Origin of the sequence: Streptomyces cadmiisoli (genome assembly GCF_003261055.1) — a bacterium.
Taxonomy (GTDB): domain Bacteria; phylum Actinomycetota; class Actinomycetes; order Streptomycetales; family Streptomycetaceae; genus Streptomyces; species Streptomyces cadmiisoli.
Genome location: NZ_CP030073.1, coordinates 7,650,377 through 7,668,282, shown reverse-complemented (window position 1 = coordinate 7,668,282; position 17,906 = coordinate 7,650,377). Strand labels below are relative to the sequence as shown.

At 74.0% G+C, this 17,906-nt stretch carries 14 protein-coding genes; 6 read left to right on the top strand and 8 right to left on the bottom strand.

Going from position 1 to position 17,906, the window contains the following annotated elements:
- Positions 1–33 precede the first annotated feature (33 nt).
- The 4 genes from DN051_RS33815 to lnt all read right to left on the bottom strand — a co-directional run bounded on the left by DN051_RS33815 (position 34) and on the right by lnt (position 5,160).
- On the bottom strand, positions 34–1,980 hold the full coding sequence (locus DN051_RS33815) for a helix-turn-helix domain-containing protein (protein ID WP_112440460.1): 1,947 nt from the start codon (positions 1,978–1,980) through the stop codon (positions 34–36).
- A 164-nt stretch (positions 1,981–2,144) separates the two neighbouring features.
- Entirely contained in the window at positions 2,145–2,945 is an 801-nt protein-coding gene (locus DN051_RS33810; RefSeq protein WP_112440458.1) for a 3-hydroxybutyrate dehydrogenase, read from the bottom strand.
- Between the two features lie 54 nt (positions 2,946–2,999).
- A complete protein-coding gene (locus DN051_RS33805; protein ID WP_053757477.1) occupies positions 3,000–3,479 on the bottom strand; it encodes an NUDIX hydrolase in 480 nt (159 codons plus the stop codon).
- A gap of 67 nt (positions 3,480–3,546) precedes the next feature.
- Positions 3,547–5,160 carry an apolipoprotein N-acyltransferase gene (gene lnt, locus DN051_RS33800; protein ID WP_112440456.1) on the bottom strand — a complete coding sequence of 538 codons (1,614 nt, stop codon included), beginning with the start codon at positions 5,158–5,160 and terminating at the stop codon, positions 3,547–3,549.
- Between the two features lie 230 nt (positions 5,161–5,390).
- Between lnt and DN051_RS33795 the strand changes: the two genes are divergently transcribed.
- On the top strand, positions 5,391–6,449 hold the full coding sequence (locus DN051_RS33795; RefSeq protein WP_246040687.1) for an O-antigen ligase family protein: 1,059 nt from the start codon (positions 5,391–5,393) through the stop codon (positions 6,447–6,449).
- A gap of 30 nt (positions 6,450–6,479) precedes the next feature.
- Here the strand turns inward: DN051_RS33795 and DN051_RS33790 are convergent, their stop codons facing one another.
- Positions 6,480–7,025 (bottom strand): hypothetical protein, encoded by a 546-nt coding sequence (locus DN051_RS33790; RefSeq protein ID WP_053757479.1) that lies wholly within the window; start codon positions 7,023–7,025, stop codon positions 6,480–6,482.
- A gap of 106 nt (positions 7,026–7,131) precedes the next feature.
- The gene (locus DN051_RS33785; protein ID WP_112440454.1) at positions 7,132–7,917 is read right to left on the bottom strand and encodes a glutamate racemase; all 786 of its coding nucleotides are present in this window, start codon (positions 7,915–7,917) and stop codon (positions 7,132–7,134) included.
- A 39-nt stretch (positions 7,918–7,956) separates the two neighbouring features.
- Here DN051_RS33785 and DN051_RS33780 point away from each other — a divergent pair, with 39 nt between their 5' ends.
- Positions 7,957–9,150, top strand: a complete 1,194-nt coding sequence (locus tag DN051_RS33780) for a glycosyltransferase (protein WP_112440452.1) — start codon at positions 7,957–7,959, stop codon at positions 9,148–9,150.
- Between the two features lie 19 nt (positions 9,151–9,169).
- On the opposite strand, the gene DN051_RS33775 is transcribed toward DN051_RS33780, so the two are convergent.
- Complete coding sequence (locus DN051_RS33775) at positions 9,170–10,459, bottom strand: TerD family protein (RefSeq protein WP_053757482.1); 1,290 nt, start codon at positions 10,457–10,459, stop codon at positions 9,170–9,172.
- A 299-nt stretch (positions 10,460–10,758) separates the two neighbouring features.
- Here DN051_RS33775 and DN051_RS33770 point away from each other — a divergent pair, with 299 nt between their 5' ends.
- The 4 genes from DN051_RS33770 to DN051_RS33755 all read left to right on the top strand — a co-directional run bounded on the left by DN051_RS33770 (position 10,759) and on the right by DN051_RS33755 (position 15,423).
- Positions 10,759–11,226, top strand: coding sequence for a DUF6643 family protein (locus DN051_RS33770; RefSeq protein WP_053757483.1), 468 nt, complete (start codon positions 10,759–10,761; stop codon positions 11,224–11,226).
- A 42-nt stretch (positions 11,227–11,268) separates the two neighbouring features.
- Entirely contained in the window at positions 11,269–12,093 is an 825-nt protein-coding gene (locus tag DN051_RS33765) for an MOSC domain-containing protein (protein ID WP_112440451.1), read from the top strand.
- 179 nt (positions 12,094–12,272) lie between these two features.
- On the top strand, positions 12,273–12,875 hold the full coding sequence (locus DN051_RS33760; RefSeq protein WP_053757485.1) for an Rv1733c family protein: 603 nt from the start codon (positions 12,273–12,275) through the stop codon (positions 12,873–12,875).
- 106 nt (positions 12,876–12,981) lie between these two features.
- A complete protein-coding gene (locus DN051_RS33755) occupies positions 12,982–15,423 on the top strand; it encodes a right-handed parallel beta-helix repeat-containing protein (protein WP_053757486.1) in 2,442 nt (813 codons plus the stop codon).
- 26 nt (positions 15,424–15,449) lie between these two features.
- On the opposite strand, the gene DN051_RS33750 is transcribed toward DN051_RS33755, so the two are convergent.
- Positions 15,450–17,816 carry a hypothetical protein gene (locus DN051_RS33750; RefSeq protein ID WP_112440449.1) on the bottom strand — a complete coding sequence of 789 codons (2,367 nt, stop codon included), beginning with the start codon at positions 17,814–17,816 and terminating at the stop codon, positions 15,450–15,452.
- Positions 17,817–17,906: the final 90 nt, after the last annotated feature.

Genomic DNA, 17,906 nt, shown 5'->3' with positions numbered 1-17,906 from the left:
CGACGGCCCCCGTACGCACTGCGCGTGCGGGGGTCAGTGCTGTGCGGTGGCGGCCAGACAGTGCAGGCGCAGGGCGAGCTGGATCTCCAGCGCGCGGGCGGGGCTCTGCCAGTCGTCGCCGAGCAGCCGGCCGACGCGCTCCAGCCGCTGGGCGACGGTGTTGACGTGGACGTGCAGTGCGTCCTTCGTACGGGCGGGGCTCATGCCGCAGGCGAAGTACGCCTCGAGGGTGCGGACCAGATCGGTGCCGCGCCGCTCGTCGTAGGCGACGACCTGACCGATGGTGCGGTCGACGAAACCCGCGATGTCCCGGTCGCCGGCCAGGAGCAGCCCGAGGAAGCCGAAGTCCTCCGCGGCGGCGCCGTCCCCGGTGCGGCCGAGGAGGCGGAGGGCGTCCAGGCAGCGGCGGCCCTCCTGGTAGGCGGCGGCGACGCGGTCGGGGCGGGCGCTGAGGTCCTCGACCGGCGCGGACGCGCCCACCGTGACCGTCTCGTGGACGGCGGTGCCCAGCTGCCGGGCGGTACGGCGGGCCAGGCCGGTGGCCGTGTCGCCGGGTTCCAGGGGCAGCAGCAGGACGGTGCCGCCGTCGCGGGCGGCGGCCAGTCCGTGCCGGGTGGCGGCGAGGTGGGACGCGGCGGACCACAGACGTCGCCGGGCGTCGGCCTCGTGGTCGGCGTCGGCCGTCGCGCCGTCCAGGCGGGCCGCCAGCACGACGTGGGTGGCCGCCAGGTCGGCGTGCAGCCGGGAGGCCCGTTCGCGCAGCAGGCGCGGGTCGCGGTCGCGGGCGTCGAGCAGATCGTCGAGCAGCTCGCCGCGGACGCGCTGTTCGGCCTCGGCGGCGGACCGGCGGGCGAGCAGCAGCAGGGAGGTGACCATCGCGGCCCGTTCCAGGGTGCGCTGGTCGACCGGGTCGAGACGGGGGTGACCGCGCAGCACGAGGGCACCGAACAGTTCGCCGCCCGCGGCGACGGCCGCGATCCAGTCGTCCTCGTGCCGCACCGCGCGGCCCTCCGTGCGGGACGCCTCCACGGCACGCGCCGGTGCCGCGTCGGCGTCGCTGAACGCGACGGTGCCGCCGAGCACCTCGGAGACGGCGGCGGCCACGTCGTGCACCCCGCCGCCGCGCAGCACCAGTTCGGCGAGCCGGTCGTGCACCTCGGAGGCACGTTCGATGACACCGCTGCGGTCCTGGATGATCTCGTTGGCGCGCTCCAGGTCGGCAAGGGCGGAGCGGGTCTCGGTGAGCAGATTGGCCGTGTCGATGGCCGCCGCGGCGAGCGCGGCGAAGGAGCCGAGCAGGGCGATCTGCGCCCGCTCGAAGACCCGGGCGCGCCGGTCGGCGGCGAAGAGGACGCCGATCACATGGTGGCCGAGCATGAGGGGGACCCCGAGGATGGCGACCAGGCCTTCGTCCCGCACACCGGTGTCGATGGTGACGGTGTGCTGGAAGCGCTCGTCCTTGAAGTAGTCGTCGGTGACGTACGGGCGGGCGGTCTGGGCGACGAGGCCGCCGAGCCCCTCCCCCATCCCGAGCCGCAGCTGCTGGAAGCGGGCCGCGACCGAGCCCTCGGTCACGCGCATGTAGGTGTCGCCGCGCGCGGGGTCGTTGAGGCTGAGGTAGGCGACGTCGGTGCCGAGCAGGGACCGGGCGCGCTGCACGATCGCCTGGAGCACGGCGTCCAGGTCACGCAGTCCGGCCAGGTCGTGGGCGGTCTCGAACAGCGCCGACAGTTCGGCTTCGCGGCGGCGGCGGCCCTCCAGCTCCGACCGGACGCGCAGGGCGAGCAGCTTGGCGTGTTCGAGCGCGGTGATCCGCTCGGCGGACCGGCCCTCGGCGCGGGCGCGCAGCAGCGGCTCCTCGAAGGCGTCGGCCGACGCGCCGCAGGCCAGCAGCTCCAGGAACGGCGCCTCGGTGCCGCCGGGAGCCGGCCCGGCGTCGGGTGCGGGGCGCTCGGCGGACTGCGCGTGATCGCGGGACATGCTCACAGGATTCACCATCGCCCGCGCGCCCCGTCAGCCCTGTGGAGAACTCGGGGCGCCCGGGGCCTCGTCCGTGCCGGGGTCCGGGCCCGGCGCCGCGAGCGTGTGCGCCCGGCGTCCGGACGTGGACGGGGTCCGTCGGAGGGCGCTCCGGTGCCGCGGCACTAGTGCGCTGTCCAGCCGCCGTCGAGGACCAGCGACGTGCCCGTGACGAAGGACGCCTGCGGGCCGCACAGATAGCCGACCGCCTCGGCGACCTCCTCGGGTTCGATGAGCCGTTTGACGGCGCTGTCCTGGAGCAGGACCTCGGACAGGACGCGTTCGGCCGGGACGCCGTGGGCGTGGGCCTGGTCGGCGAGCTGCTTCTCGACCAGGGGCGTGCGCACATAGGCGGGGTTCACACAGTTGGACGTGACCCCGTGCGGCGCGCCCTCCAGCGCGGCGGTCTTGGACAGCCCTTCCAGACCGTGCTTGGCGGCCACGTACGCCGCCTTGAAGGGGGAGGCGCGCAGGCCGTGCACCGAGGAGATGTTCACGATGCGTCCCCAGCCCTGCCCGTACATGTGGGGCAGCGCGCCGCGGATCAGCCGGAACGGCGCCTCCAGCATCACGGTGAGCACCGTGTGGAAGACGTCCGGCGGGAAATCCTCGATCGGCCGGACCAGTTGCAGCCCCGCGTTGTTGACGAGGACGTCGGTGCCGGCGGCGGCCTGCTCGGCGGCGTCGAGATCGGTCAGATCCAGGACACGGGGTTCCACGGTGCCCGGCAGTCCCGCCGCCCGCTCGGCGAGTGACTCCAGTCCCGCGGCGTCCCGGTCCACGGCTCTGACCTTCGCCCCGGCGACGGCCAGCCGCAGCACACAGGCGCGGCCGATGCCGCCGGCGGCACCGGTGACCAGGGCCGTGCGGCCGCCGAGGTCGAGCGAGGGGGCGAGGGCGCCCGCAGGAGTGGGGGTCGGGGTCATGGCTCGACCCTAGGCAGCCCGCGCACCCCGCCCCATGTGCTCAGAACCCATACTTCATTCGAAACTCGTAGTGTCGAACCATGTGGGGGCATCGGACAGGGACTGCTTGATCCGCAGCAGCCCGAACTCGTGGAGCTCGGGCAGGGCATCGATGTCGAACCAGCCGACGTCCAGCGACTCGTCGTCGTTGACACGTGCCTCACCGCCGACGGCCCGGCAGCGGAACGTGATGTCCATGTACTGGCACATGTCGCCGTTGTCGTAGGTGACCGGCTTCAGCGCCTGGACCAGTACGACGCGCTCGGGCACGCAGTGCACCGCCGTCTCCTCGTGGACCTCCCGCACGGCGCAGGCCGCGGGCTGCTCCCCCGGGTCGGGGATCCCGCCGATCAGCGACCATCTGCCGGTGTCCGCCCGGCGGCCCAGCAGCACTCTGCCGTCCTCGTCGAAGACGACGGCGGTGACCCCGGGAAGCCACAGCAGCTGATGCCCGGCGGAGACCCGCAGGCCGCGGATGAAGTCAGGAGTAGCCATGGAGCGACCCTAACGGGCTGCGCACCGGGCCTCCTGTCGGTTCGCGGGGCGTACGGCGGGCGTACCGCTACACGCCACCCGCGCGCCGTCCGCGCACACCCGCGGCGACCGCCCAGCCCAGACCGCCGGCCGCGACGAGCACCAGGGCGAGCTCCGGCACGATGCCGAGCTGTGTGGCGGGTGTCCGGGAGGAGCGCAGCGGCACCTCCTGCACGAGCGAGTCGGCGACGAACATCCCCGTCCGCCGGGTGATCTCGCCGTCGGGCATGATGATCGCGCTGACGCCGCTGGTCACCGGCACCGTGACGGTGCGGCTGTGCTCGACGGCCCGGATGCGGGACATCGCGAGCTGCTGGTAGGTCATCTCGCTGCGGTCGAAGGTGGCGTTGTTGCTCGGCACGGAGATGATCTGGGCGCCGCCGGTGACGGTGTCGCGCACGGCCCAGTCGAACGCCGCCTCGTAGCAGGTGGCGAGGCCGACTTCGGCGCCGTCCATGGTGAAGACGCCCGGCTCGGCGCCCCGGCTGAAGTCCTGGCGGACCATGCCGGTCCAGTCCTTGTTGATCGCGTCCAGCAGGGAGCGCAGCGGGAGGTACTCGCCGAACGGCTGGATCTGCCGTTTGTCGTAGGTGTCGATCGGACCCTTCTCGGGGTCCCAGAGGATCTGCTCGTTGAGGAGCCGGCCGTCGCGCTCGACGACTCCGCCGACGGAGACGGGCGCGCCGATCGCCTTGACCGCGGTCTCGATGACGCCGTAGGCGTCGGGGTTGGCGAAGGGGTCGATGTCGGAGGAGTTCTCCGGCCAGAGCACGAAGTCGGGCTCGGGGGCCCGGCCCGCCGCGACCTCGGCGGCCAGCCGTTCGGTCTCGCGGACGTGGTGGTCGAGCACGGCACGCCGCTGGGCGTTGAAGTCGAGGCCCGCGCGGGGCACGTTGCCCTGGATCACCGCGACGGTCGCGGTGCCGTCCTCGGCGCGGTCGCTCACCAAAGCGCGGGCGGCGAACGCCCCCAGCAGCGGTACGGCCGCACTGAGCAGCGCGACCGCAGCGGCCCCCCGCCGTACCACGTGCGTGCGGCATCCCTCCGCCACCAGACGGACGATGTCGTACAGGCCGAAGCCGCACAGGACGACCGCGAAGCCGAGAACCGGTGTGCCGCCGACCGCGGCGAGCGGGAGGAACACCCCGTCCGCCTGGCCGAAGGCGATCTTGCCCCAGGGGAAGCCGTTGAACGGCACGCGCGCGCGTGCCGCCTCACCGGCGACCCAGACCGCGGCCGCCCACACCGGCCAGCCCGGCAGCCGGGACACCGCGGCGACGCCCACGCCCACCAGGGCGACGAAGACCGCCTCGATCACCACCAGGGCGAGCCAGGGCCCCGGGCCGACCTCCACCCCGGTCCACACCAGCAGCGGCAGCAGGAAGCCGAGGCCGAAGAGGTAGCCGAGGCCGAGTGCCGCCTTCCAGCCGCGCCCGCGCAGCACCCAGCCGAAGACGCCGAAGGCAGGCAGGGCGAGCCACCACAGGGTGCGCGGCGGGAAGCTGACGTAGAGCAGCACTCCGGAGAGTGCCGCTGCGGCGGCCGGGACGAGGCCGTGCAGCAGCCGTGCGACGCGCGGCTGGGGCTCGGTCCGGGCGGGTACGGCGCCCGATTCGTCCACGGAGGTTGCGGTGACGGTCACCCCGGGAGTGTACGGCGGTCGGCTTCACGTGCGGCAACGCGGTGGCGGGGCGTCGGGCGTGCTCCACCCGGTCGTTGCCGCAACGTTCCTGCACAACTCGGTGCCAGTCATCCACAAACCGCCCATCAGCCGTTAACGTGTGCCGGGGCCCAGCTCGCAGGACGGGACGGCCGGGCCCGTCACGGGTCGGGGGCGGCCGGGTTTCGGGGGGACGGGTGGGTTCCACAGGGATGGAGTCCGTGGCCGGTGCGGACGCGGACGGCGACAGACGCAACGTTTCCGACGCCATGGGTGTGGTGGTCCTCGGGGCCTGCGCCGTCTGGGCGCTGATCACGGCGACGGTGCACGGCGGGCGCCCGGAGGGTGTGCTGCTCGCGGTACTGGCGGTCGCCGCCGGTTACGCCGCGGGGCGGATCTGCGGGGCGCTCGCCCCGGTCGTGGCGCCCGCAGCCGGAGCGCTCGCCGGGCTCACACTGACGGTCACCGTTCCGCATCTGGCCCCGGGACCGCAGCCCGGCATGCCGCTGGGCCACGTGGGAGCCACCGCCGCGCTGCTGGCCCTGTCGGCCGGTGCCGCCTGCTGCGCCGCCTGGTCGACTTCTCTTCCCGCACTGCGCCTGGCGCTGCGGCTGCTGGCCGCGGGGATCGCGCTCACCGCGGCGGCGCTCGGCTCGGTCGCCGGGGCGCTGGCCTGCTCCGCGGTTCTGCTCTGCTCCCTTGCCGCCGGTCGGATGAACCACCGCGGCCTCGGCATCGCCGGGCTCGCCCTGGCGGCGGCCCTGGTGACCACCGGGAGCTGGGCGGTCGCCGGGAGTGTGCTGCCCGAAGGGCTCGCCACGGCGCTGGAGGGTCCGCTGACCCGGCACCGGGTGGCGCTGTGGCAGGACGCGCTGGGCATGGCCCGTACGGAGTTCCTGGGGGTGGGACCCGGGCGCTTCGGAGAGCTGAGCCCCACCGCGACGGCGTCGCCGCTGTCGGACGGCAAACCCCACTCGGCCTTCCTGCAGCAGGCCGCCGAGCAGGGAGTCGTCGGCGTGGCGCTGCTGGCGGCGGCCTTCTGCTGGGTGCTCTACACGCTGTGGCGCACCGGGCGGCCCACCCCGGTGGCACTCACCGCGGGGGCGGCGCTCACGGCCCTCGCCGCCGTCGCCGCGGTCGGCAACGCCCTGAGCTTCACCGCCGTGTCGGTCGGGGCGGGTCTGCTCGCGGGTCTGGCGACGGCCCGTCCGCTGACCGAGGAGTCACCCGGGCGGGAGAAGGTCGCCCCCGGTGACCGTCCGGCGCGGTGACCTCAGTGGGCCGTGTTCCGCGCGGTGACCTCAGTGGGCCGTGTTCGGCGCGCCCGTGCCGAGGCGGGACTCGATGACCCGTACGGCGCTCTCCGCGTTGTCCACGGTGATCGTGAACGTGTGCCCGTCCCACAGCCGCAGGACCAGGCCCTCACCGCGCCGTACGACCACCGCGGTGCCCTTCTCGGGACGCCAGCGGTAGCCCCAGCCGCCCCATTGGCGCGGGGTGACGTGCGCGACGAACTCGGCGCCGACCACCTGCGACAGCGGGATGCGGCGGCGCGGCACACCGATGTGGCCGCACCGTACTTCCAGGGAGTCCTCGTCGACCTTCAGCGCGACGTGCACGAAGGCGAGGGTGCCGAACAGCACCAGCAGCCCGGCCGCGATGCACCCCACGACGGACATCACGAGCGGGGCTATGCCGTTCGACCACGCGGAGTCGACGGCCAGCTCGATACCGAGCGCCAGGCAGGCGGCGCCCACGAGCGCCAGCAGCCACTGGGCCCGGTTGGTGGCCCGACCGGTCCACACGTCGGGGTGCGAGCCGTGCTCGCCGTGGGGAAGGTCCCTCATGACTTCGAGACTACTCAGGTTTCGCTGCGCCGGTAGGGCGTTGCGCTGAGTGACCGGTCCGGGCGGGCACCCGCCGGACCGAGAAATTCCGCTCAGTTGCCGTCGGTCACCGGACGGGGCTGACCGCCGACAGCAGCCGCCCTTCGGCGTACGTCAGGGCCGGGGCAGGCAGGGCGCCCTCGCGGCCGCTCAGCAGCACGGTCAGGCTGCCGCCGGCCTCCGCCGCGGGATCGGGACGCGAGCCGATCCGGCGCAGTGCCTGGGCGGCGACGGCACCCGCCGAGCCGTGCAGCACGAGCGCCGGTGCTCCGGGGCGCTGCAGCGCGGCCCGGATGCGCTCGGCGACCAGCTCGTAGTGGGTGCAGCCGAGGACGACCGTCGTGACGTCGTCCGGGGTCAGCTCGGCGGCGGCGGCGACGGCCGCGGCGACGGCGGCCTCGTCGGCGTGCTCGACCGCTTCCGCCAGTCCCGGGCACGGCACCTCGGTGACCCGCACCCCGCCCGCGAAGTCCTCGATGAGTCCACGCTGGTACACGCTGCCGGTGGTGGCGGGCGTGGCCCAGATCGCGACCGGGCCGCCGCCGGCCGCGGCCGGCTTGATCGCCGGGACGGTGCCGATGACCGGCACCGCCGGTTCGAGGCGGGAGCGCAGCGCGGTCAGGGCGTGCACGGTGGCGGTGTTGCAGCCGACGATGAGGGCGTCGGGACGGTGCGCGGCGGCCGCTTCCGCCACGGCCAGGGCCCGCCCGGTGAGATCCTCCGGGGTGCGCGGTCCCCAGGGCATGCCGTCGGGGTCCAGGGAGAGCACGAGATCGGCGTCGGGGCGAAGGCGCCGTACCGCGGCGGTGGCCGCCAGCAGGCCGATTCCGGAGTCCATGAGCGCGATCTTCACCCGGTCACGATAGACGATGGGCCCCTACCGGCCGGTCCGGTGGGGCAGACTGCGCGGGTGAGCGCCATCGCATGGACCGCCGCGGGTTCACTCGTCGCCTGGCTGTGGCTGCTGCTGTGCCAGGGGTTCTTCTGGCGGACGGACGTCCGGCTGCCGCCGCGTACCGAACCCGACACTTGGCCGTCCGTCTGCGTGGTCGTGCCGGCCCGCGACGAGGCGACGGTCCTGCCCGCGAGTCTGCCGTCGCTGCTGGCCCAGGACTATCCGGGGCGGGCGGAGGTCTTCCTGGTGGACGACGGCAGCACGGACGGCACCGGTGCGCTGGCCCGCGAACTCGCCCGCCGGCACGGCGGCCTGCCGCTCACCGTGGACTCGCCGGGCGAACCGCCGCCCGGCTGGACCGGCAAGCTGTGGGCGGTACGGCACGGCATCGGCCTGGCACGCGCGCGTGAGCCCGAGTACCTCCTGCTGACGGACGCCGACATCGCGCACGCGCCGGACAGTCTGCGCGCGCTGGTGGCCGCCGCCCGCACCGGTGGCTTCGACGTCGTCTCGCAGATGGCCCGGCTGCGCGTGCAGAGCCGCTGGGAGCGGCTGGTCGTGCCGGCCTTCGTCTACTTCTTCGCCCAGCTGTATCCCTTCCGCCGGATCGGCAGAAGGGGTGCCCGGACCGCCGCCGCGGCCGGCGGGTGCGTGCTGCTGCGCGCCGACGCCGCCGAGCGCGCCCGCATCCCGGAGGCCGTCCGGCACGCCGTCATCGACGACGTGGCGCTCGCGCGGGCGGTCCGCGAGGCCGGTGGCCGCCTCTGGCTGGGGCTCGCCGACCGGGTGGACAGCGTGCGGCCGTATCCGCGCCTGCACGACCTGTGGCGCATGGTCGCGCGCAGCGCCTACGCCCAGCTGCGGCACAGCCCGCTGCTGCTGGCCGGGACCGTGGCGGGACTCGCGCTGGTGTACCTGGTGCCGCCCGTGGCGTTCGTCGCCGGGGCGGCCGCGGGAGACACGGCCGCCGCGGTCCTCGGGCTCTCGGCGTGGCTGGTGATGGCGGGCACCTATCTCCCGATGCTCCGCTATTACGGCGTGGCCGCGTGGTTCGCCGTCCTGCTGCCGTTCACCGCGTTCCTGTACCTGCTCATGACGGTGGACTCCGCGGTGCAGCACTACCGGGGGCGCGGTGCGGCCTGGAAGGGCCGCACCTACGCGCGCCCCGACGCCGTCCCCGACGAGGGGTGAGCGTCGGGGCGCCGGCGGCTCACTTGCGGCCGGGCGTCCAGTTCATGCCCCACCCGTACGCGTAGTCGACGGTCCGCTGCGGGCTGACGCCGCGTTCCGGCACGAGGTAGCGGGCCTCGCGCTGCACGACCAGGTCGCCGCCGGTGTTCGTGATCAGGGCGAGGGCGCACACCGGCGAGGGCACCGTGCACTCGTCGAGGGAGAAGTCGATCGCGGCGCCGTACTGCGGTTGCAGCGTGACCGTGGCGTGCAGATCGGCGAAGGAGCGAGCGCCCTCGTAGATGGTGACGAAGACGAGGATGCGCCGGAACGCGTTCTTGTGGTCGAGGTTCACGGTGAGGTTCTCGCCGCTCGCCACGGCTCCGGTGCGGTCGTCGCCGTCGAGGTGGATGAAGGGCGGCTGGTGCAGCGCGCCGAAGGCGTTGCCGAGAGCCTGCACGACGCCCTTGCTGCCGTCGGCGAGTTCGTACAGGGCGCACAGGTCGAGGTCGAGGTCCGAGTGCATGGCGACGGCCCGGCCGCGCTTGCTGCCCCATCCCGAGAACTGTTTGCGCACCTGCCAGTTGAGGTTCACGCGCAGGGCACCGGATGTTCCGCCCTGCTTGGTGAGCGACACGGACGGGGCGTTCTTGGTGAGCGTGACCTTGGTGAGCCGTACCGGCGCCGCGGGCGGTGCCGGCGGCGGGGGTGCCGGCACGGTGGCGGGCGGCGCGACCGGAGCGGGCGTGAACGGCGGCGCGGCGGGCGGCGGGGGTGCGGCGGCCCGTGGCGCCGCAGGCGCGGTGTGCTGCGGTTCGTCCACCGCGATCCCGAAGTCGGTGGCGAGGCCCTCCAGGCCGCTGCTGTAGCCCTGGCCGACGGCGCGGAACTTCCAGGCACCCTGGCGACGGTAGAACTCGCCGAGCACGAAGGCCGTTTCGACCGTCGCCCCCTCGCTGTCGAACCGTGCCACGACCGTCCCGCGGGCGGCGTCCTTGACCTCGACGTACAGACCCGGCACCTGCCCGAACGCGCCGCCGTCGGCCGAGGCGGCGAGCACCACGGTCTCGATCGCGGGCTCCACGCGCGCGAGGTCCACGGCCAGGGTGTCGGTGACCGCCGCGCCTGAGTTCTGCTTGCCCTCGTACCGCAGCGCCCCGGAGGCGTGCTGCGGCTGGTTGTAGAAGACGAAGTCCGCGTCGGAGCGGACCTTGCCGCCCGCCAGCAGCAGCGCCGAGGCGTCGGTGTCGGGCACACCCGGTCCGGAACGCCATCCGATCTCCACCCGCAGTGCCGTCGTCGGCACCGGAACATTCGATCCCTTCGGCATTGACATGCCCGCCCCCATCACGTGTCACCGCGCCAGGTCGCGCCCCGGCAGCCCGTCCAGTTCCGTTTGCGCCCCAACTTATTGCCGACGGCGACGAAGTCCCATGGCGCGTGCAGAAACACCCATGGTCAACCGCCGGTAACCCGCCAGGAACTGAGCCTTTACACGATCCGAACGCTGCTCGGCGTCCCTTTTTCCCAAGTTCATTCGGATTGGGGATCCCACGTCACCGCCGACACGGAAAACAACCCTCTTATCGGTCTCCCCAACCAGCACATCGTGGGCTTAACTTATGTGCCATGACCTCCCCCCGCTCCACGTATGGCGGCGGCTACTACTCCGCCTCCTTCCCGGACACTCCGATCTACGACTCGCTCGTGGCCGAGCGGGGCACCCCGCAGATCGCCCCGATCCGGGTCCCCGCCGCGTACGACACGCCCGGCAGCCACCTTTCGCCCGGCAGCCACCTGTCGCCCGGCAGCCACCTGCCCGCGCTCCCCTCGGCGCTGCCGGCCCTCCCGGCGGCTCCGTCCCAGCCCGCCTATGGCTACCCGCAGGCGCCGCAGCCCACGCCGCTGCAGCAGGCGCCCACGGCGTACATCCCGCAGCAGGCGGCACCGCGCGGATACCCGGGCCAGCAGCCCCAGCAGCCGCGCCCCGCGGCGCCCGGCGGCACGGGGTACGAGGCGATGCGTCCCGCGGCCCCCCGGCCCGCACCGGCGCCGTACCAGGACCCGTACAACAACCAGCAGTACCGCGGGTACTGAGCAACGCCCCGGGCTGTCGGCGCCACCTGGCACGATGGCCTCATGGGGAATGCGGAGCTGCGGTCGATTCACGTCCATCCGGTCAAGGCGTTCCGGGGTCAGGCACCCCGGCAGGCCGACGTGGAGCCCTGGGGGCTGGCCGGAGACAGACGCTGGGTGCTGATCGACCCGGGGGGGAAGGTCGTCACCCAGCGCCAGCGGCCCCGCCTGGCCCTCGCCGCCGCCGAGCTGCTGCCCGGCGGCGGCGTGCTGCTGTCCGCACCCGGCCGCGATCCGCTGGCCGTGGCCGTTCCCGAGCCGGTCGAGACGCTCACGCTGGAGATCTTCCGCGACAAGGTGGAGGGGGTCCTCGCCGACGCCGCGGCGCACGCCTGGTGCAGTGAGTTCCTGGGCGCCGACGTCCGCCTGGTCCACATGGACGACCCCGCTCGCCGCCGGCCCGTCGACCCGGAGTACGCGCTGCCCGGCGAGACGGTCACGTTCGCCGACGGCTATCCGCTGCTGCTCGCCTCGGCCGCCTCCCTCGACGCCCTCAACTCGCTGATCGCACGGGACCGCGTCGCGCAGGAGGGCCCGCTGCCGATGAACCGGTTCCGGCCCAACGTGGTCGTCGCGGGGACGCCGCCGTGGGCCGAGGACGACTGGCGCCTCATCGCGATCGGCGAGGTGACCTTCCGGGTCGCCAAGATGTCCGGGCGGTGCGTCGTCACCACCACCGACCAGTCCACCGCCGAGCGCGGCCGCGAGCCGCTGCACACCCTCGCACGGCACCGCCGCATCGGCGGCAAGCTGGTCTTCGGACAGAACCTCGTGCCCCGGTCCACCGGCACGATCCGGGTCGGTGACCCGGTCCGGATCCTCGAATGAGCGGTTCCGCCCCGGTCCGGCCGCGTACGGGAACCCCCGGCGCGGCCCCGCGCGTTGAGCCCTGCGTGAGCCGTTCATGAGAGGCCCCGGGCACAGGTGATTTCGCTCTCTCTTCGACCGGCTTCCAGGTGGACGGCTCCGTCGGGGGGTTATGACGGAGCGGGAAGGGGGGTGGGGACGTGCGAGCCATCCGCGGACTCTGGCGCTGGCGGCACAATCCGCTGCGCCGCACGACCGACCTGGTGGAGGCCTGGCTGGCCCTGGGCGCTCTGCTCGCGATCCTCCTCGTCGCACCGGTGATCGGCACCCTCGCCGGTCTTTCCGCGCAGGAGGCTCTCCAGCGATCCGTCCGGGAGCAGCGCGAGTCCCGGCATCCGGTGACCGCCACCGTGATCCGGGAACTGGATCCCGAACCGCAGGACATCGACCCCGAGACGACCTCTCGGGAGACCCGCACCCGTGTGCTCGCCCACTGGACCGCGCCGGACGGCACCGACCACCGCGCCCGGCTCCTGGCTCACCTCGACACCGCCGGTCCCCGCGACCGCTTCACCATGTGGACCGACGACCACGGCCGCCCGGTGACCCGCCCGCTGGACCCCGCCACGGCGACGACGCACGCCGTCCTCGCCGGGTTCGGTGCCACCGTGCTCGCCGCGTGCGTCGTGGAGGGAGCGAGACGGCTCGTCGTGCGGCGCATGGTCCTTCGCCGGTACGCCCGTTGGGACCAGGCATGGGACCGGGCGGGCCCGGACTGGGGCAGGACCGGCACCGGCAGTTGACGGCCTTCCCGCTCCGGTCAACCCAGGGTCCGCGCGCACGCTACGGTGGACCGGCCGAAGCATCGGCATCAACCCGCGTACCACGAGGTGGGGGCACAGCAACGCCATGGCACAGGGCACGGTCCAGGTGACGCACACCGGTACATCGCGGTGGCGGCGCCGCACGGGTGAGTACGCATCTCTGGCCGCCGCTCTGGAGGCCGCGGCCGACGGTGACGTACTCACCATCGCCCCCGGAACCTACCGGGAGAACCTCGTCGTCCACCGGGCGGTGACCCTGCGCGGCCCCGAGGGCTCGCCCGGCTCCGTGCGCATCGCGCCCGTCGACGGGGTGCCGCTGACCGTGCGCGCCTCCGCGGTGGTGCAGGACCTGCACGTGGAGGGGCAGGACACGGCGGCGCCCGCACTGCTCGTCGAGGAGGGCACGCCCGAGCTGACCGACGTGCGCGTCGTCACGCGGTCCGCGGCCGGGATAGAGGTGCGCGGCGGCGCGCGGCCGACCGTGCGCCGGTGCACCGTGGACAACCCGGCCGGCATCGGCATCGCCGTCGTCGACGGCGGGGGCGGAGTGTTCGAGGACTGCGAGGTCGTCGCGGCCGGACAGGCCGGCGTCGCGGTGCGGGGCGGCGCCCACCCGCGCCTGGAGCGCTGCCGGGTGCACCACGCGTCGGGTTCCGGACTGACCGCGACCGGTGAGAACTCCGCACTGGAGGCCGTGGGTTGCGAGGTGTACGAGGTCCGCGGCAGCGGTGTGCAGATCACCGGCCGGGCCACCGCCCACCTCACGAACTGCGACGTGCACCGTACGACCGGGGACGGCGTCACCCTCGACACCGACGCCGTGCTGACCCTCGCCGACTGCTCCATCCACGACATCCCCGAGAACGCGGTCGACCTGCGCTCCCGCTCCGTCCTGACGCTGACCCGCACCACCGTGCGGCAGTTCGGCCGCAACGGCCTGTCGGTGTGGGACCCCGGCACGCGCGTGGACGCCAACCAGTGCGAGATCTTCGACAGCACCGGCGACTACCCGGCCGTGTGGGTGAGCGACGGCGCCACCGCGGTGCTCGACTCCTGCCGGGTGCACGACGTACCCGACGCGTTGTTCGTGCTCGACCGCGGCTCGCGCGCGGACGTCGTCGACAGCGACCTGTCCCAGGTGCGCAACACCGCGGTGTCGGTCAGCGACGGCGCGACGGCGCAGCTCGACGACTGCCGCATCCGGGACGCGGCGACCGGTGCCTGGTTCCGCGACCACGGCAGCGGCGGCACCCTCAACAACTGCACGGTGGACGGCACCCAGACCGGAGTCATCGTCACCAAGGGCGCCGACCCGACGATCGAGCGGTGCACGGTCGAGTCCCCCGGCGAGGCCGGCTTCTACGTGTCGGCGGGCGGTCGCGGCACCTTCCTGAACTGCCGGGTGCGGGGCAGCGGCGGCTACGGCTTCCATGTGATAGACGGCTGTCGTACGACGCTGCGCAAGTGCCGCACGGAGCGGTGCGCGCGCGGCGGATTCGAGTTCGCCGACGCGGGATCCGGCGCCGACTCCGGCACGGGTCCGGTCGTGGAGGACTGCACCAGCGACGAGAGCGCCGGTGTGCGGGCGCCCGCGGCACCGGAGCCGGCCGTCCAGACTGCCGGTCAGCCCTCCGGGCTGCTCGGTGCCATCCCGGGACAGCGCACCACCGAGCAGGAACCCTTCGTGGCCGCGACGCAGCCGGCACCGCCGGCGTCCCGGACCTCGAAGGCCGTGCTCGGTGAACTGGACGCGCTGGTGGGCCTGGAGAGCGTCAAGCGGGAGGTGCGGGCCCTCACCGACATGATCGAGGTCGGCCGGCGCCGGCAGCAGGCGGGTCTGAAGGCGGCGTCGGTCAAACGCCACCTGGTGTTCACGGGCTCCCCCGGCACGGGCAAGACCACGGTCGCCCGGCTGTACGGCGAGATCCTCGCCTCGCTCGGGGTGCTGGACCAGGGCCATCTGGTGGAGGTGTCCCGCGTCGACCTGGTGGGCGAGCACATCGGCTCCACCGCCATCCGCACCCAGGAGGCGTTCGAACGGGCCCGTGGCGGTGTGCTGTTCATCGACGAGGCGTACGCCCTGTCCCCCGAGGACGCGGGGCGTGACTTCGGCAAGGAGGCCATCGACACGCTCGTCAAGCTGATGGAGGACCAGCGGGACGCGGTGGTGGTCATCGTCGCGGGCTACACCGCCGAGATGGAACGGTTCCTGTCGGTCAACCCCGGTGTGGCGTCCCGTTTCTCGCGCACCATCACCTTCAGCGACTACGGCCCGGAGGAACTGCTGCGCATCGTGGAGCAGCAGGCGGAGGAGCACGAGTACCGCCTCGCGCCGGGTACCGCCGAGGCCCTGCTGGAGTACTTCACGACCCTCCCGAAGGGCCCCGCCTTCGGCAACGGCCGCACCGCGCGGCAGACCTTCGAGGCGATGGTGGAGGCCCACGCGAGCCGGGTCGCCCAGCTCGACGAGCCGAGCACGGACGACCTGACCCTGCTGTACGCGCAGGACCTGCCCGAACTCCTGTGACCGACCACCGCGGGCGGCGCCCGCTGCTAGGCCGTGTCCGGGCGCTGGGCCGGCACGTCGGGGCGCAGCCGGGCCAGCAGTCGGGCGCGTTCCTCGGCGAACGCCGGGTCGGCCTGGTAGTCGGAGTGGCCGAGGACGGGTGCGGGCAGCGGGTGGCGGTCGGTGCGGCCGTGGGCCGGCGGGTCCCGCAACTCCTCGCGGTCTACGGCCGGTTCGGGGCCGCCGGTCAGCCGTACGGGGCCGCCGATGGGGTCGGTGAGCCGGTACAGGTTGGTCCAGCAGACCACCTCGCGGTGCAGCGCGGCGAGCGCGGCCGGGCCGAAGTGTGCGGGGAACCAGCGGCCGTACAGCCGCTCCAGCGGTGAGCCGTACGTCAGCAGGGCGACCCGTTTGCGGACGGCCGGGGTCAGCTGCCAGGCAGCCGCGGCCGCCAGGACGCTGCCCTGGGAGTGGCCGGAGATCACCAGGCGTCCGCCGGTGGTGCGTGTCCAGGAGGTGATCCGCCACGTCAGGTCGGGCACCGCGCGCTCCGCGTAGCAGGGCGGGGCGAAGGGATGCGCGGCGCGCGGCCAGAAGGTGCCGACGTCCCAGAGGATGCCGATGGTGCGCCGTGCGGAGGCGTTCTTGTAGGCCCGCCGGCCCGAGGTGACGAACAGTATGAAGCCGAGTCCGATCAGCCAGGAGCCGAGGGCCTGGGCGGTCTGCGCGGCGCCGTGCAGGAAGGGGTGCGTGCTCTCGGCGGCCCCGCTCGGGGTCTGCCCCGTGCGGAGGGCCCCGACCAGCGCCGCGGTGCCCAGCAGAAGACTGACGGCGGAGACGACCGCCACGAAGAGGGGTGCGCGGTCGGTCAGGGTGGCCATGGCACGGGTACGGGCGATCCGGCGGGTGCGTTCGGGGTCGCGGCGCTCGTCCGGGTAGGCGTCCTCCACGACGGTGCGCTCGGCGCGGGCCAGCACCAGCGTGCGCCACGCGTGCCAGCCGCACAGCGCGAGCAGGACGAGCAGCAACGGGGGAATCACGGAGGCCTGCCAGGTCAGCAGGACCGGAGCGCCCGGGATGGACGCCCGGGTGCCGTCCAGCCAGTCGGCGACCCGTTGGGAGACGCCGCCCGACATGACGGCGCCGAGGGCACAGGCCAGCATCGCGACGGCGGGCCCGGCCAGGCCGCGCATCGCGGCCCGCGGGTCGGGGTCGGTGCGGTGCAGCAGGTGGGCGACCACACCGAGGACGATCACCAGCAGGCCCTGGACGAGCGCGACGCCGCTGAAGGCCGCGTCGCCCGGCAGCCGGCCGCCCGACTCCCACCCCGTGCGTGCCCAGCCGGCGTGCACCAGGGTGAGGACGAACAGGCCGAGGGCGGCGAGCGGAAGGTGCCGTACGAGATGCGCGTCGAGTCCCCGGTCCAGGTGCTGCTCGCTGCGGCCCCGCCGGCACACCGCCCACACCACGACCGCCGCGCAGAGCACGAGGGCCGCCTGGAGCAGCACGCCCAGCGTCTCCAGGACGGCCGGCCCGCCCGGCTCCCGGTCGTGGCGGGCGGCGGCGCCGGCCACCGCGGCGGCCACCGTGAGCAGACCGGCCGCGGTGTGCGCCCCCCGCAGCCGGGCGACCAGACGCCGCCCGTACCAGAAGCCGGGGCGGCCCAGTGAGCCCTGGTCGGTGTCCTCGTCGGCGTCGGACGCGCGGGACAGCGGCTGCTCCGACTCGTACGCGGCCCAGGTCCGGCGGGACAGGTACCACAGCAGGCCGACCAGGGCGGCGGGCGGCAGGGACGCCAGGGCGAGCCTGCGGCCCGGCGCGCTCCACCAGCCGGCGTCGGACTGCGCGGGTGACAGGAAGCCCAGCCAGGTGTGCCGTTCGGCGCACGCGCGGGTGCCCGCGCACTGCCAGGCCGTCAGATCGAGCGCGACCTCGCAGGCGGCCGCGACGAGGAGCACCGTGAGCGTCAGTCCGAGAAGGCGGACCAGCAGTCCGTACAGCCGCACGGTCCGGGCCCGGCCCCGCGCGGTCGGGCGCATCCAGTGGGCGAGGTTGACCACCATGAACGGCAGGAGGAGCAGCCACAGGGCCCGGGCGCCGTTGCCGGAGGTGAGGTTGCACCAGACGTACGCCTCGGGCACCGGCCGCCCGTCGCGGACGCCGTCCCGTCCGGCCGGCGCGGCAAAGCCGCTGCCGGAGTCCGCCTCGGCGTCGACCGCGCGCCGGAAGACGGCGGCAGTGTCGTCGCCGGAGACCCGCACGGTGTGCGGGTCGTCCAGCATGCGCTCGGGCGTGGCGCCACCCACCCCGTGCACCAGCAGTTCCAGGGCCGACCCGGTGTCCCCGGACCGCTCGGCGGGACCGTCGGCCCCCTCGCTCCCCGGACGTCCCTGCGCGCGTTCCGCTCGTTGCACTTGTTGCACTTCCCCCGTGACCTGCCGACGGTGTCTGTCGGTGCGGACTCCAGGATCTCGGCCGGACGCCGGGTCGCACACCCTTCGTCA

Coding starts and splice junctions, on each gene's coding strand:
- DN051_RS33815 (WP_112440460.1), bottom strand. CDS start 1,980: ATGTCCCGCGATCACGCGCAGTCCGCCGAGCGCCCCGCACCCGACGCC.
- DN051_RS33810 (WP_112440458.1), bottom strand. CDS start 2,945: ATGACCCCGACCCCCACTCCTGCGGGCGCCCTCGCCCCCTCGCTCGAC.
- DN051_RS33805 (WP_053757477.1), bottom strand. CDS start 3,479: ATGGCTACTCCTGACTTCATCCGCGGCCTGCGGGTCTCCGCCGGGCAT.
- DN051_RS33795 (WP_246040687.1), top strand. CDS start 5,391: ATGGAGTCCGTGGCCGGTGCGGACGCGGACGGCGACAGACGCAACGTT.
- DN051_RS33790 (WP_053757479.1), bottom strand. CDS start 7,025: ATGAGGGACCTTCCCCACGGCGAGCACGGCTCGCACCCCGACGTGTGG.
- DN051_RS33775 (WP_053757482.1), bottom strand. CDS start 10,459: ATGCCGAAGGGATCGAATGTTCCGGTGCCGACGACGGCACTGCGGGTG.
- DN051_RS33770 (WP_053757483.1), top strand. CDS start 10,759: ATGACCTCCCCCCGCTCCACGTATGGCGGCGGCTACTACTCCGCCTCC.
- DN051_RS33765 (WP_112440451.1), top strand. CDS start 11,269: ATGGGGAATGCGGAGCTGCGGTCGATTCACGTCCATCCGGTCAAGGCG.
- DN051_RS33755 (WP_053757486.1), top strand. CDS start 12,982: ATGGCACAGGGCACGGTCCAGGTGACGCACACCGGTACATCGCGGTGG.